Annotated in this window: 13 protein-coding genes; 9 read left to right on the top strand and 4 right to left on the bottom strand. The window is 65.0% G+C overall.

Annotation, left to right across the window (positions count from 1 at the left end):
- Positions 1 to 29: 29 nt before the first annotated feature.
- Positions 30 to 1,094: a serine hydrolase domain-containing protein gene (locus tag ACFZAI_RS14840; protein WP_391567574.1), complete on the bottom strand. Its 1,065-nt coding sequence runs from the start codon at positions 1,092 to 1,094 to the stop codon at positions 30 to 32.
- A 25-nt stretch (positions 1,095 to 1,119) separates the two neighbouring features.
- Positions 1,120 to 2,316: a pyridoxal-phosphate-dependent aminotransferase family protein gene (locus ACFZAI_RS14835; protein WP_391567573.1), complete on the bottom strand. Its 1,197-nt coding sequence runs from the start codon at positions 2,314 to 2,316 to the stop codon at positions 1,120 to 1,122.
- A 274-nt stretch (positions 2,317 to 2,590) separates the two neighbouring features.
- Between ACFZAI_RS14835 and ACFZAI_RS14830 the strand changes: the two genes are divergently transcribed.
- The 7 genes from ACFZAI_RS14830 (at position 2,591) to ACFZAI_RS14800 (ending at position 10,332) form a co-directional block, all read left to right on the top strand.
- Positions 2,591 to 3,322, top strand: coding sequence for a GntR family transcriptional regulator (locus ACFZAI_RS14830; protein ID WP_391567864.1), 732 nt, complete (start codon positions 2,591 to 2,593; stop codon positions 3,320 to 3,322).
- Between the two features lie 107 nt (positions 3,323 to 3,429).
- Positions 3,430 to 5,031, top strand: a complete 1,602-nt coding sequence (locus ACFZAI_RS14825) for an ABC transporter substrate-binding protein (RefSeq protein ID WP_391567572.1) — start codon at positions 3,430 to 3,432, stop codon at positions 5,029 to 5,031.
- 65 nt (positions 5,032 to 5,096) lie between these two features.
- Positions 5,097 to 6,014, top strand: coding sequence for an ABC transporter permease (locus tag ACFZAI_RS14820; protein WP_391567571.1), 918 nt, complete (start codon positions 5,097 to 5,099; stop codon positions 6,012 to 6,014).
- A 1-nt stretch (position 6,015) separates the two neighbouring features.
- Positions 6,016 to 6,927: an ABC transporter permease gene (locus ACFZAI_RS14815; protein WP_391567570.1), complete on the top strand. Its 912-nt coding sequence runs from the start codon at positions 6,016 to 6,018 to the stop codon at positions 6,925 to 6,927.
- Between the two features lie 2 nt (positions 6,928 to 6,929).
- Positions 6,930 to 7,919 carry an ABC transporter ATP-binding protein gene (locus ACFZAI_RS14810; protein WP_391567569.1) on the top strand — a complete coding sequence of 330 codons (990 nt, stop codon included), beginning with the start codon at positions 6,930 to 6,932 and terminating at the stop codon, positions 7,917 to 7,919.
- Positions 7,916 to 8,941, top strand: a complete 1,026-nt coding sequence (locus ACFZAI_RS14805) for an ABC transporter ATP-binding protein (RefSeq protein WP_391567568.1) — start codon at positions 7,916 to 7,918, stop codon at positions 8,939 to 8,941. Before ACFZAI_RS14810 ends, ACFZAI_RS14805 begins: the two co-directional genes overlap by 4 nt.
- Positions 8,938 to 10,332, top strand: coding sequence for a M20 family metallopeptidase (locus tag ACFZAI_RS14800; protein ID WP_391567567.1), 1,395 nt, complete (start codon positions 8,938 to 8,940; stop codon positions 10,330 to 10,332). Before ACFZAI_RS14805 ends, ACFZAI_RS14800 begins: the two co-directional genes overlap by 4 nt.
- 17 nt (positions 10,333 to 10,349) lie before the next feature.
- Here the strand turns inward: ACFZAI_RS14800 and ACFZAI_RS14795 are convergent, their stop codons facing one another.
- On the bottom strand, positions 10,350 to 10,544 hold the full coding sequence (locus ACFZAI_RS14795) for a hypothetical protein (RefSeq protein WP_391567566.1): 195 nt from the start codon (positions 10,542 to 10,544) through the stop codon (positions 10,350 to 10,352).
- A 164-nt stretch (positions 10,545 to 10,708) separates the two neighbouring features.
- Between ACFZAI_RS14795 and ACFZAI_RS14790 the strand changes: the two genes are divergently transcribed.
- The gene (locus ACFZAI_RS14790; RefSeq protein WP_391567565.1) at positions 10,709 to 11,683 is read left to right on the top strand and encodes a tripartite tricarboxylate transporter substrate-binding protein; all 975 of its coding nucleotides are present in this window, start codon (positions 10,709 to 10,711) and stop codon (positions 11,681 to 11,683) included.
- A gap of 85 nt (positions 11,684 to 11,768) precedes the next feature.
- Here ACFZAI_RS14790 and ACFZAI_RS14785 read toward each other — a convergent pair whose 3' ends face one another.
- Positions 11,769 to 12,389: a TetR/AcrR family transcriptional regulator gene (locus ACFZAI_RS14785; RefSeq protein WP_391567564.1), complete on the bottom strand. Its 621-nt coding sequence runs from the start codon at positions 12,387 to 12,389 to the stop codon at positions 11,769 to 11,771.
- 320 nt (positions 12,390 to 12,709) lie between these two features.
- On the opposite strand from ACFZAI_RS14785, the gene ACFZAI_RS14780 reads away from it, so the two are divergent.
- Positions 12,710 to 13,330 carry a hypothetical protein gene (locus ACFZAI_RS14780; RefSeq protein ID WP_391567563.1) on the top strand — a complete coding sequence of 207 codons (621 nt, stop codon included), beginning with the start codon at positions 12,710 to 12,712 and terminating at the stop codon, positions 13,328 to 13,330.
- Positions 13,331 to 13,371 lie beyond the last annotated feature (41 nt).

Below are 13,371 nucleotides of genomic sequence, written 5' to 3'. Positions count from 1 at the left end.
CGATGCCGGCGGCTCGCGCGGCGTCCATCCTACACCTGCGTTTCCTTGCCCGCATCAACTGCCGCCAGGATTTTTCCGAACAGCGCATCCGCATGCGCGGAATTCAGCCAGCGCACGATCACCACCATCTTGCGTTCCGGTTCCACCCAAGTGAACGAACTGCCCGCGCCCACGCCAAAGAAGCTGGATGCCGACACGCTGGGGAACACGCGGCCTTCGTGGTTCAGCCAGATCAGATAGCCGTAATACGGCGCGATGGCGCAAGGCGTGCGCATCGCTTGAATCCATTCGCGCGACAAGATCTGCTTGCCATTGGCCTGGCCATCGTTCAACAGCATCTGCCCGATCAGCGCCTGGTCGCGCGCGCTGATGGACATGCCGCCGCCCCAGTGCGAGCCGCCCGGCACGGACGGCATGCGCTGGCCGTCGATCTCGACCCAGGCGGTGTCGTACCCCACCCATTGCCAATCTTCGCTGGCGCCGATGGGGCGCGTGACGGCTTCGCGGAAGACGTCGGGCAAGGGCTTGCGAAACAGGTGCAGCAACGCGTACGACAGCTGGTTGATGCGCACGTCGTTGTATTCCCAGTACGTGCCGGGGCGTTGCAAGGGGCGCGCGTCGCCCTTCTTGCCATCGGGCGGCACGCCGAAGGTCACGGCGCGATAGCGGTCGGCCTGGTCCGACACGCCAAAGCGTTCGCCTTCCCATTCGCTCGTCTGCTGCAAAAGATGGCGCCACGTGATGTCGGCGTTCTGGCCGTCATCAAAGCCGATGCCCGGCACGCGCTTGCCCACGGGTTCATCCACGTCGGGCAACAGGCCGCGGTCATGCGCCACGCCCGCCAGAATCGCCAGGTACAGCTTGGCCACGCTGAAGGTCAGGTCGGCGCGCTCGGGCTCGCCCCATTGCGCCACCGTCTTGCCGTCCACCACCACCACGCCCGACACCGGGCCGCGGTCATGGATGGGGCCCAGCAGCTTGTTCCAGGGCGGCGGGTCGTTCAGGTGTACGCCGAAGTTGCCCTTGACGCTGCGGTCCCAGGTGGATTCGTGGTCGTTGGCGAACTGGATCGCCTGCTGCATAAGCGTGTTCATGGTTTCCCTTATGTTGTGTGGTGTGTCAGGCGGCCGCGCCTTCAGGCGTGCGCGCCAAGAATTCCATGGCGGCCTGCAAGCCGCCCGAGCGGTGCGGCACGCCCGCCGCCGCCAGCCCCATCTCGACGCCGGCCAGCGTGCCGCACAGCGTCAGGTCATTGAAATGGCCCAGGTGGCCGATGCGGAAAATGCGGTCGGTGAGCTTGCCCAGCCCCTGCCCCAGCGACATATCGAAGCGGTCAAGAATGACCTTGCGCAGCGCATCGGCGCTATGGCCCTCGGGCAGCAGCACGGCCGTCAGCGCGGGGCTGTGCGCGGACGCGTCCAGGCTCAGCAGCTCCAGCCCCCAGCCCGCGACCGCCAGACGCGTCGCGCGGGCATGCCGTTCATGGCGCGCGAACACGCGCGGCAGGCCTTCGGCTTGCAGCATGGCCAAGGCTTCGTGCAGGCCGTACAGCAGGTTCGTGGACGGCGTGTAGGGGAAATAGCCCTTGGCGTTTGCCGTCAGCATTTCGCGCCAGTCCCAATAGGAACGCGGCAGCTTCGCCGTGTCGGCCGCGGCCAGCGCACGCGCGCTGACGGCGTTGAACGCCAGGCCCGGTGGCAGCATCAAGCCCTTTTGCGAACCGGCCACGGTGACGTCCACGCCCCATTCGTCGTGGCGGTAGTCGATGGAGCCCAACGACGAAATCGTGTCCACCATCAACAGCGCGGGGTGCGCGGCGCGGTCGATCGCGGCGCGCACAGCGGCGATGTTGCTGGTGACGCCGGTAGACGTTTCGTTATGCACCACGCACACGGCCTTGATGCGGTGCTGCGTGTCTTCGGCCAGCCGCGCGCCGATCACGGCGGCGTCTACGGGATGGCGCCAGTCGCCTTCGATGTAATCCACGTCCAGGCCCAGACGGCCGGCCAGCTTCTTCCACAGGCTGGCGAAGTGCCCGGTTTCCACCATCAGCACGCGGTCGCCCGGCGACAAGGTGTTGACCAGCGCCGCTTCCCACGCGCCGGTGCCGGACGACGGAAATATCACCACGGGCGCTTGCGTCTGAAAGACGTGCTTGGCGCCTTCCAGCACGGCGCGTCCGAGCGCACCGAATTCGGGTCCGCGATGGTCGATGGTGGGCTGGTCAATGGCGCGCAAGACGCGGTCGGGCACGTTGGTGGGCCCCGGAATTTGCAGGAAGTGCCGGCCGGACGGATGGGAATTCAGGGAAAGCATGCGACGCCCCAAAGTGGAAATTTTTGTATACCAGCGAAAGTTGCGCGGCGGTTCAACCGGCGGTGGACGCCGTCCCGGCCGCGCAGGCGGACTTGCGGCATGCGCCACTCTATCCCATTGTTTTTGCACCGATAACCTAGGGTATACACCCATGATTGAAGTGGTTGCGACAGGTTTATAGTTCAAAAAAACACGGGGAAAAGTTGGTATACCAATGAGCAGCAATCCTAGCCTGATGCCGAATTTGGCCGGGCCGGCGCGCGCCGGTTCCGCCATGCCCGACGCGCCGCAAGAGGCCGCTGCGCCGACGGCGGCGCGCGTGGCCGGCAACAGCCGGACGCTGCCCGGCGCGGTGGCCAGCGCGCTGCGCGAACGCATCATCCAAGGTGAATTTCCCCCCGGCTCCCGCTTAAATGAACGCGCCTTGTGCGACATGCTGGGCGTGTCCCGCACGCCAATGCGCGAAGCGTTCCGGGTGCTGGCGGCTGAAGGGCTGGTGCAGATTGAACCCAACCGGGGCGCGCAGGTGGTGGCGCTGTCGGAAGCGAACATCCGCGAAGCCTTTGAAGTGATTGGCGGGCTGGAAGCGATGTCGTGCCGGCTGGCGTGCGAGCGCGCCACCGATACCGAAATCGCCGAAATCCGCGCGCTGACCTACGAAATGATGGCCAGCCACGCGCGCCACGATCTGCCCACCTACTTCCGCACCAACCGCGACATCCACGAACGCATCAGCCTGGCCTCGCACAACAGCCTGCTCAAGCAGCTGTACGACGCGCAGAACGCGCGCATCCAGAACCTGCGCTTCGTGTCGAACGAGAACCGCCAGAAATGGGATCTGGCGATGCGGGAACACATCGAGATGGCCGAGGCCCTGGACGCGCGCGACGCGGACCGGCTGGCCGGCATCATGCGGCAGCACTTGCAGCGCAAGTGCGAGGCCGCGCTGAAAAGCTTGAACCCCGATGCGGCGCCCAAGACCGCGCAATCGTCCGAAACTGGTTGAGCCCATTCCCAGCGCACGGACGATAACGATAAGCACAAGGGTGGCGCGGCCCGGAGCGAGATGATGGATACGCAGTACATGTAGTGCCTTCCAGAGGAGCCTTCACCATGGCTGATTTTCGCGTCACACCGCAACGCTTCAAATCGCATCGCTTCACGTCCGCTGTATCTGCATCGCCCTTGCGCGGCATCACGCCCTTGCGCGCCCTGGCCGCCGCCCTCTTCGCTTGCGCCACGCTGGCTTCCCAGCCCGTGCTGGCCGGCAAAAAGGACGACACCCTGCGCATGGCGTATGACCAGGCGCCCGAAAGCGTCGACCCGTATTTCAACAACGTGCGGATCGGCGTCATCATCGCCGCCAACGTCTGGGACACGCTGCTCTACCGCGACCCCGTCACCAACGAGTACAAGGGGCAACTGGCCAAGAGCTGGAAGCAGATTGACGACAAGACGATGGAATTCGAGTTGCGCGAAGGCGTCAAATTCCATAACGGTGAAGCGTTCGATGCGGACTCCGTCGTGTACACGCTGAACTACGTGGCCGACCCGAAGAACAAGGCGGTGACGCAGCAGAACGTGTCGTGGATCGACAAGGTCGAGAAAATCGACCAGTACAAGGTGCGCCTGACCACGAAAGAGCCCTTCCCCGGCGCCAAGGAATACCTGTCCACCACCGCCGCCATCCACCCCGCCAAGTACTACCAGGAAGTCGGCCCCAAGGGCATGAACGCCAAGCCCGTGGGGTCAGGCCCGTACAAGGTGGTGGACTACCAGCCCGGCAAATCCATCACGCTGGAACGCAACGCCGACTACTTCAAGGATTCGCCCAAGGCGCAACCGAAGATCGGCAAGGTCGTCATCCGCTTCATTCCCGACCGCCAGACGCAAATGGCCGAAGTCATCTCGGGCGGCGAAGACCTGATCATGAGCGTGCCGAAGGACCAGGCGGAACAGCTGGGCCAGATGCCGAACCTGCAAATGGTCACCGGCAACACCATGCGCATCGTGTTCATGCAGATGAACATTCAGGACGGAACTCCTGCGCCGCAGTTGAAAGACGAACGCGTGCGCAAGGCCATCATTCACGCGATTGACCGCGACGCCATGTTGAAGAACATCGTGGGTGAAGGCGGCGGGCTGATCAACACCATCTGCACGCCGTCGCAAGTGGGCTGCACGCAAGACGGCGCGCCCACCTACAAGTACGACCCGGCGCTGGCCAAGAAGCTGCTAGCCGATGCGGGCTACGCCAATGGTTTCGACATCGACATCGTGGCCTACCGCGAACGCAACCAGACCGAAGCCATCATCAACTACCTGCAGGCCGTGGGTATCCGCGCCAAGCTGAACTTCCTGCAATACGCCGCCATGCGCGACATGATCCGCGCGAACAAGGCGGCGCTGACCCACCAGACCTGGGGTTCCAACCTGGTCAACGACGTGTCGGCCTCAACCCCCGTGTACTTCGCCTTCGGCAACGACGACGTCACGCGCGATGCGCAAGTGCGCGACCTGCTCAACAAGGGCGACCACACCATTGAAAGCGCCCCGCGCAACGCCGCCTACAAAGAAGCGTTGGACCTGATTGCGCAGAAGGCGTATGCCGTGCCGTTGTGGACACTGCCCGCCTACTACGTGGCCACCAAGGACGTGAACTTCAAGCCCTATTCGGATGAGCTTGTCCGCTTCTGGGACATGAGCTGGAAGTAAGCGCCAGGGAATCGCCGGGCGGGCATGGCGCGCGCCCGGCGGGCTGAACCGTTAGAGGAAGTCCAATGCTTTATTTCACGATCAGGCGCCTGGGCCTGGCGGCGCTGGTGGCGCTGACCGTATCAATCCTGGCGTTCCTGCTGCTGCATCTGTCGGGCGACCCGGCGCTGGCGCTGGCCGGCGAAGGGGCGCGCCAGGCCGACATCGACATGATCCGCAAGACCTATGGGCTGGACCGGCCGCTGGTGGTGCAGTACGCCGACTGGCTCTGGCACATCATGCAAGGCGATTTCGGCACGTCGGTATACTTCAAGACCGAAGCCGGCCCGCTGATTCTGTCCAAGCTCAAGACCACCTTGCTGCTGGGGATGGGCGCGCTGGGCTTTGCGCTGCTGATCTCGATTCCGCTGGGCGTCTTGGCCGCCATCTACAAGGGCAGCGCGATTGACCGCTTGTGCCTGGCCATTGCGGTGCTGGGCCAGGCGCTGCCGAACTTCTTCTTTGCGCTGATCCTGATCATGCTGTTCTCGATCTCGCTGCGCATCCTGCCCGTGTCGGGCAGCGGCACCTGGCAGCATTTCGTGATGCCCGCCATTGCTCTGGGCTACTACGTGGCACCCGCCTTCATGCGGCTGATCCGCGCCGGCATGATCGAAGTGCTGGGCGCGGACTACATCCGCACCGCGCGCGCCAAAGGCCTGCCGGCCCGCAAGATCATCTTCAAGCATGCGCTGCGCAACGCCATCGTGCCGGTGGTGGCGCTGGCCGCCGTGCAGCTGGGTTATCTGCTGGGCGGTTCGGTTGTCATTGAAACCATCTTCGCGCTGGACGGGCTGGGGTATCTGGCCTACCAGAGCATCACATACAAGGACTATCCGGTGATGCAGCTGATCGTGCTGCTGCTGTCGGTGTTGTACGTGCTGCTGACGCTTGCCGCTGATATTGCCAACGCGTGGCTGGACCCGCGCATCCGGGTGTCCTGACATGACTACGCCTACCTTGACTCCTATCGTGCCCGGCGCTCCCGCGCCCATCGAACTGACCGCGTCGACCTTGCGCTGGCGCCGGCTGCGCCGCAACAAGGCGCTGCTGGCAGGCGGCGGCATCCTGTTCGTGATCGTGATGATTGCGCTGCTTGCCCCGTGGATTTCGCCGCACGACCCCTACTTCCAGGACCTGGCCTACCGCACCGCGCCGCCCGTCTGGTACGCCAAAGGCACCTGGCTGCATCCTTTAGGCACAGACCAGCTGGGCCGGGATTATCTGTCGCGTCTGTTCTACGGTGCGCGTATTTCGCTGTTGATCGGCATCAGCGTTGCGCTGATATCCGGGCTGATCGGCACGGCCATGGGCATGGCCGCCGGCTACTTCGGCGGCAAGGTCGACATGGCGGTTTCGTTCCTGATCACGACCCGCTTGTCGATGCCCGTGATCCTGGTGGCGCTGGCTACGGTGGCCATCGTCGGCGGCTCGTTGTGGGTGGTGATTCTGGTGCTGGGCTTTCTGAAGTGGGACCGCTACGCCGTCGTCATGCGCAGCGCCACGCAGCAGGTGCGCTCATTGGAATACGTGGCGGCGGCGCAGGCCGCGGGCGCGTCCACGTGGCGCATCGTGTGGGGCGAAGTGCTGCCCAATGTGGTGCCGCAACTGATCGTGATCGCCACCCTGGAAGCCGCCAGCGCCATTCTGTTGGAAGCATCGCTGTCGTTCCTGGGACTGGGCGTGCAGCCGCCGCTGCCGTCGTGGGGGCTGATGATCTCGGAAGCCAAGGCCTATATGTTCTTCTCGTTCTGGCTCATCGCCATTCCGGGTTCGGCGCTGGCGCTGTTGATCTTCGCGATCAACCTCGCGGGCGACGGGCTGCATCAACTGCTGACGCCTGAAGAGAGGGCCTGACCATGGCCGACAAAGAAATCGTTTTGGACGTGCAGGGGCTGACGGTCGACATCGCCACGCCACGCGGCACGCTGCATGCGGTGCGCGACGTGTCATTCCAGGTCAAGCGCGGCGAAACGCTGTGCCTGGTGGGCGAATCGGGCTGCGGGAAATCAATGACGTCGCTGGCCATCATGGGCTTGCTGCCCAAGGCCGCCAAGCGCACGACGCGCCGGTTGTCGGTGCTGGGCGAAGACCTGTCGGCCGCGCGCGGACGGCGTATCAACGCGCTGCGCGGCAGCAAGATGGCGATGATCTTCCAGGAACCGATGACGGCGTTGAACCCCGCCTACGCCATCGGCGAACAACTGACCGAACACTACATCCACCATCGCCACGCCAGCGCGCAGCAAGCGCGCGACCGCGCCGTTGAACTGTTGGAAAAGGTAGGCATCGCCTCGGCCGGACAACGGCTGACGCAATACCCGCACCAGCTGTCCGGCGGCTTGCGCCAGCGCGTGATGATTGCCATGGCGCTGATGTGCGGCCCGGAACTGCTGATTGCCGACGAGCCCAGCACCGCGCTGGACGTCACCATTCAGGCGCAGATTCTGCGCCTGCTGGCCGACCTGCAAGCCGAGCTGGGTATTGCGATGGTGCTGATCACGCACGACCTGGGCGTGGTGGCGCGCATCGCGCAGCAGGTTGCCGTGATGTATGCGGGGCAGATCGTCGAGGAAGGCCCGGTCGAAGACATTTTCGCCACGCCGCGCCATCCGTATACGCAAGGGCTGCTGGGCTGTATCCCCGTGCCTGGCCGCACGCCGCCCGGCGAATCGCTGGGCACCATCCCCGGCGTGGTGCCATCGCTGGTGGGGGATTTGCGCGGCTGTGCCTTTGCCGACCGTTGCCGCTATGTGCAACCGCAGTGCCGCGACACCATTCCCGTCTACGGCCACCCGCCCGAACAGCAATGGCGCTGCATCCGCCAAGAAGAAGGAGTTCCGGCATGAGCGCGCTCTTGCAAGCGGAAGCCGTCAGCCGGCAATTTTCGATCCGCACCGGCATGTTTCGTCCGCGCAGCACCTTGCATGCCGTCAACGGCGTGGACCTGTCCGTGGAGCGCGGCGCGGTGCTGGGCATCGTGGGCGAATCGGGCTGCGGGAAATCTACCCTGGCCCGCATGCTGCTGGGCCTGACGCCGCCCAGCGCAGGCGCCATCAAGCTCGACGGCCAGGACATCCGGCAGATGGACCGCCGCGCGCTCGCCCGCCGCGTGCAGCCGATTTTTCAGGACCCCTATTCGTCGTTGAACCCGCGCCGCTCCATTGCGTCCATCGTGTCGCTGCCGCTGGAGGTGCACGGCATCGCCAACCCGAAGCTGCACAAGGCCATCGAGATGCTGGAACGCGTGGGCCTGCCGCCGCGTCTGGCGCACAACACCCCGGGGCAGTTGTCGGGCGGGCAACGGCAGCGCGTGGCGATTGCGCGCGCGCTGGTCATGAACCCGGAAATCGTCATCTGCGACGAGCCCACCTCCGCGTTGGACGTGTCCGTGCAGGCGCAGATCATGAATCTGCTGATGGACCTGCGCCGCGAATTCAACCTGACCTATGTCTTCATCAGCCATAACCTGGCGGTGGTGGAGCACATTGCCACCGACGTGGCCGTCATGTATCTGGGCCGCGTAGTGGAATCCGCCCCCACGGCCAAGCTGTTTCACGACCCGCGCCATCCGTATACGCAGGCGCTGCTTGCGTCGGTGCTGACGCCCGAACCCGGCCTGGGCATTCCCGACATGGGGCTGGGGCTGTCGTTTCCCGACCCGCTGCATCCGCCGCCGGGCTGCCCGTTTCATCCGCGCTGCCAGTACGCGATGGCGCAATGCAAGACCGAACGGCCGGCGCTGACGCTGCGTGACACGTCGGTCGTGGCCTGCCACCTGTATCCCGCGGCATCGTCTTCCGCTGCCGCATCGCATGCGTCTTCACCGCCCTCTTCGATCCCCACTTCCACCGGAGCCCGACCATCATGACCCGTGAGCAAGCCATCGCCCAAGCGGAACACTGTTTTGATTCGGGCGCTTTCCGCGCGCTGCTGGCGCGCCGGCTGGCGCTGCCCACGGAAAGCCAGAATCCCGAACGCGCCGCCGTGCTGGCGGACTACCTGGAATCCGAAATCCGCCCGGCGTTTGAAGCGCTGGGCTTCACCTGCCGCACGCTGACGCACCCCAAAGCGCTGGCGCCGTTCCTGTATGCCGAGCGCATTGAAGACCCCGCCCTGCCCACCGTGCTGGGCTATGGACATGGCGACGTCATCCGCGGGCTGGAAAAAGAATGGAAGGAAGGCCTGTCGCCCTGGGCGCTGACCGAAGCCGAAGGCCGCTGGTACGGACGCGGCATCGCCGACAACAAGGGCCAGCACACCATCAATATGGAAGCGCTGCGCCTGGTGCTGGAAGCGCGCGGCAAGCTGGGGTTCAACGCCAAATATCTGATTGAAATGGGCGAAGAGACGGGCTCGATGGGCTTGCGCGAACTCTGCGCCGAACACCGCGACCTGCTTGCCGCCGACCTGCTGATTGCGTCCGACGGCCCGCGCCTGGCCGCGCAGCGGCCCACCATTTTCCTGGGCGCACGCGGCAGCCTGAACTTTGACCTGAGCATTGACGCGCGCGCAGGCGGCCACCATTCCGGCAACTGGGGCGGGCTGATTTCCAACCCGGGCATCCAGCTGGCGCACGCCATTTCCACCATCGTGTCGCCCACCGGCCAGATCCGCATCCCGGAATGGGTGCCCGCTGAACTGCCCGCCGCCGTGCGCCGGGCGCTGGCCGACTGCCAGGTGGATGGCGGCGCAGATGGCCCCGAGATCGAACCCGATTGGGGCGAACCCGGCTTGTCGCCCGCGGAACGCGTGTTTGGCTGGTGCTCGTTTGAAGTGCTGGCCTACAAGACCGGCAACCCCGACACACCCGTCAACGCCATTCCGCCGCGCGCCTGGGCGCGTTGCCAACTGCGCTTTGTGGTCGGCGTGAACCCTGACGACTTGATTCCCGCGCTGCGCCGGCACCTGGATAGCCATGGCTTTCCGATGGTGAAGATTGCGCTGACGCGCGAGTCGATGTTCTGCGCGACGCGCATTGACCCCGACGACGCCTGGGTGCAATGGGCGGTGGATTCGCTGGAGCGCACCTCGGGCCAGAAGACCGCGCTGCTGCCCAACCTGGGCGGGTCGCTGCCCAACGACATCTTCACGGATGTGCTGGGTCTGCGCACGATCTGGGTGCCGCATTCGTACCCGGGGTGTTCGCAGCATGCGCCCAATGAACATCTGCCGCCGGCACTGCTGCGTCAGGCGCTGGGTTTGATGACGGGCTTGTACTGGGACTTGGGCGCGGGCGGCACACCGGCCATCACGCGCTGATTTATTCTGCGGACGGGCTATTTCCCCGTCCGCAGAAAATCAATGAAGCGCCGCACCTTGGCGCTGACATGGCGCGTATCGGGATACACCGCATACACGGCCTGCGGCGGCAACGCATAAGACGGCATCAAGTCCGCATGCGCCGCCCCCGCCTGATAGCTGACGCGCAACGCAGGATGCTGCCTGGCGAACGCGGCGAGCCCGGGCGCCACGGGCGCATCTGCACGAAACCTGGGCGTGACCCGGGCGCTATATCCCTGATAGCTATAAACAAGCGGCAAATAAATCGTTGGCGGGCGCGCCCTGACTCTTTAGAGTCCAACGCCTTCGCGCCCCCAAATATCGGGCGGGCGCACCAACGCTACGAGCCGCTGTCATGCCCACCCAATTCCAAGCTGTACGCCGCACCACCCTGCTCGCCCTGACGCTGGCCCTCGCCGGCATCGGCACGGCACAGGCCGAACAACGCGTCATCCGCATCGTCGTGCCTTACGGCACCGGCGCGGTGCAGGACACCATCGCGCGCGCCATCGGCGACGAACTCGGCCAGGCGCTGAACGCCTCGATCGTGGTGGAAAACCGCGCAGGCGCGGGCGGCACGGTGGGCACGTCGCAAGTGGCGCGCGCCAACCCCGACGGCAACACCCTGGTGCTGGCCGCCGCCAGCCACAACATTGCCGGCTACCTGTACAAGAACCTGAGCTACGACCCCTACAAGGATTTCACGGGCGTGGCGTACCTGGGCAACACCGGCTACATCATCCTGGCGTCCTCCAGCCTGAACGCCAAGACCACCGCCGACTTCATCCAGGCCGTCAAAGCCAAACCCGGCGCGTACGACTACGCGTCGGCCGGCAACGGCAGCGCATCGCATCTGGGCATGGCGTCCTTCCTGGCCACGGCCGGCGCGCAGATGCAGCACATCCCGATGAAGTCCACGGGCGACGCCGTCACCGAACTGCTGGCCGGCCGCGTGCAGGCGGTAACCGCCGCCACCATCGGCGTCACCGCGTATCGCAACGACCCGCGCGTGACGTTCCTGGCCTACACGGGCAAGACCCGCTCGCGCTTCGCGCCCGACCTGCCCACCGTCGCCGAAAGCGGCCTGCCCGGCTACGCCTTCGACTCCTGGCTGGGCCTGCTGGCCCCCGCTGGCCTGCCCGCCGCCGAGCGCGACAAGATCAACGCAGCCGTGAACAAAGTGCTGGCGGACCCGAAGGTGCAAACGCGCCTGGCATCGCTGGGCGTGGAAGCCGAAGCGAAAACCCCGGCTCAGTTTCAGGACTTGCTGAAAGCCGATTGGGAAGCGGCAGGCAAGCTGGTCGTGGCGTCAGGCGCACGGGTGGAGTAAGCCCCGGGCGCCGGCTGCAAGTGGCGAACCACGCCGGCCCCTTGCAGCCGGTTGCATCCGCCACAGCCAAAAAAAAAGCCTCCGGCTAGGAGGCTTGTCGTTGAGGGTGGCGTATGCCATCCAGCAGTAAGTCGGTGATGAACTCCGCCAACGCCTGCTGCTGCGCCGCGTCGGGCATCTGGCGCGTGAAGCGTTCGATGACGCCCATCAGCGACTGCGCAAACCAGTCCGCCGAAATCTCCGGGCGGAACAGGCCCGCCTGCTGTTCGGCGCGGATGTTGTCGGCGATCATCGCCACCAGTTCGTCCTTCAACGCTTCCGCCGCCGCCACTTGAAAGAAGCCGATGCGGGTCAGGTTGGGATCTTCCTGCAAGATGGCAAGCAGGCCCAGGACGCCACGGCGGATGCGGTCCGCCAGCTCGGTGCCGCCAAGACTGGCCGGTAAACGCGCCTGGCTGATGGCGAGCCGCAAGCGTTGCGCGAACATGCCGACCAATTCGTCGTAGGCCGCTTGCTTGCTTGAGAAGTATTGATAAAAGACGGGCTGCGTCACGCCGGCCCGGGCGACGATGTCGCTGATCCGGGTATGCTGGAAACCGCGTTCGGCGAATTCCGCCGCGGCAACCTCCAACAGCTGTAAGCGGGTGCGTTCACCTTTGGTGAGACGCTTGTCTTGCGATAAAGATGGGGGTAGTGCCGTAATCATCGCGAGAAAGTACTACCGTTCACCGCTTTCCGCTACTACTTCCCAGGCGTTGCGAAACGCGTTGTGACTGCGCTGACACAGCGCGTAAAGGTACAGCTTTTCAAACTGACAAAACCCTGAAACAAATGCCGTCCCAGTTTCGCGAGAAAGGGGGTGGGCGCCATGCCGCGTTCCACTGGCCCGGTTTGAAGTCACTTGAAATAGCAGTAGCGTTTGCAACCACTTTTGATGCGGACGCACCGGCGCGCGCAGCAGTAAAGTAGGGCTATCGCCGTGGGCCTTTTCTGAAAGGCGGTGCTCGGCGAATCAGGAGCAAGATCATGAAACGGTTTACAGGCCGGATGGTTGTCGTGGCGTTGGCGCTTGCCGTTGCAAGCGCACCCGTGATGGCTGGCGGACGCGGGGGTGGTTGGGGCGGCGGCGGCTATGGCGGCGGCGGCTACCACGGCGGGTATTACGGCGGCAGTAACTATCACCACCATGGCGGTGGCGGCAGCAGCTCGGCCGGGTGGTGGGTGGGCGGCGCGTTTGCGTTGGCCGCGGTTGGCCTATTGCTGGCGGCTGACTCTGGCCCCAGTTATGTGCAAACGGGCGTCTATGCGTCGCCGGGCGTGGCTTACACCAGTCCGCCGCTGTATGCCGCGCCCGTGTATGCCGCACCTGCCTATGCCGCGCCCGTCTACGAAGCGCCCCCTGTGTACAGCGCGCCGCCCGTTGCCTACTCGCAACCGCAGCCGCAATACGCGCCCGTGCAATATGAGTCGGCGCCCAAGGTCAATTCGGCCCAGGCCAACGCCACCCACGAATGCCAGCGCTGGGCCATGAACCAAAGCGGCTATGACCCCGCCACCATTTCGCAATGGACCACGCAGGTGATGGTGGACACGTACAACCGTTCGCTGGATTCCTGCATGACCAGCCGGGGCTACCGCGCCAACTGAGCGCGCAACCCCGGTTATCCGCAGTGAATTAGCGGCGGCAA

This window comes from Achromobacter sp. NPDC008082 (assembly GCF_042957345.1).
GTDB classification, from domain to species: Bacteria; Pseudomonadota; Gammaproteobacteria; order Burkholderiales; family Burkholderiaceae_B; genus Achromobacter; species Achromobacter kerstersii_A.
Note: the sequence above shows the minus strand (reverse complement) of the source record. Positions and strands in the feature narration are given on the sequence as shown.

Coding starts and splice junctions, on each gene's coding strand:
- ACFZAI_RS14840 (WP_391567574.1), bottom strand. CDS start 1,094: ATGAACACGCTTATGCAGCAGGCGATCCAGTTCGCCAACGACCACGAA.
- ACFZAI_RS14835 (WP_391567573.1), bottom strand. CDS start 2,316: ATGCTTTCCCTGAATTCCCATCCGTCCGGCCGGCACTTCCTGCAAATT.
- ACFZAI_RS14830 (WP_391567864.1), top strand. CDS start 2,591: ATGCCCGACGCGCCGCAAGAGGCCGCTGCGCCGACGGCGGCGCGCGTG.
- ACFZAI_RS14825 (WP_391567572.1), top strand. CDS start 3,430: ATGGCTGATTTTCGCGTCACACCGCAACGCTTCAAATCGCATCGCTTC.
- ACFZAI_RS14820 (WP_391567571.1), top strand. CDS start 5,097: ATGCTTTATTTCACGATCAGGCGCCTGGGCCTGGCGGCGCTGGTGGCG.
- ACFZAI_RS14815 (WP_391567570.1), top strand. CDS start 6,016: ATGACTACGCCTACCTTGACTCCTATCGTGCCCGGCGCTCCCGCGCCC.
- ACFZAI_RS14810 (WP_391567569.1), top strand. CDS start 6,930: ATGGCCGACAAAGAAATCGTTTTGGACGTGCAGGGGCTGACGGTCGAC.
- ACFZAI_RS14805 (WP_391567568.1), top strand. CDS start 7,916: ATGAGCGCGCTCTTGCAAGCGGAAGCCGTCAGCCGGCAATTTTCGATC.
- ACFZAI_RS14800 (WP_391567567.1), top strand. CDS start 8,938: ATGACCCGTGAGCAAGCCATCGCCCAAGCGGAACACTGTTTTGATTCG.
- ACFZAI_RS14790 (WP_391567565.1), top strand. CDS start 10,709: ATGCCCACCCAATTCCAAGCTGTACGCCGCACCACCCTGCTCGCCCTG.
- ACFZAI_RS14785 (WP_391567564.1), bottom strand. CDS start 12,389: ATGATTACGGCACTACCCCCATCTTTATCGCAAGACAAGCGTCTCACC.
- ACFZAI_RS14780 (WP_391567563.1), top strand. CDS start 12,710: ATGAAACGGTTTACAGGCCGGATGGTTGTCGTGGCGTTGGCGCTTGCC.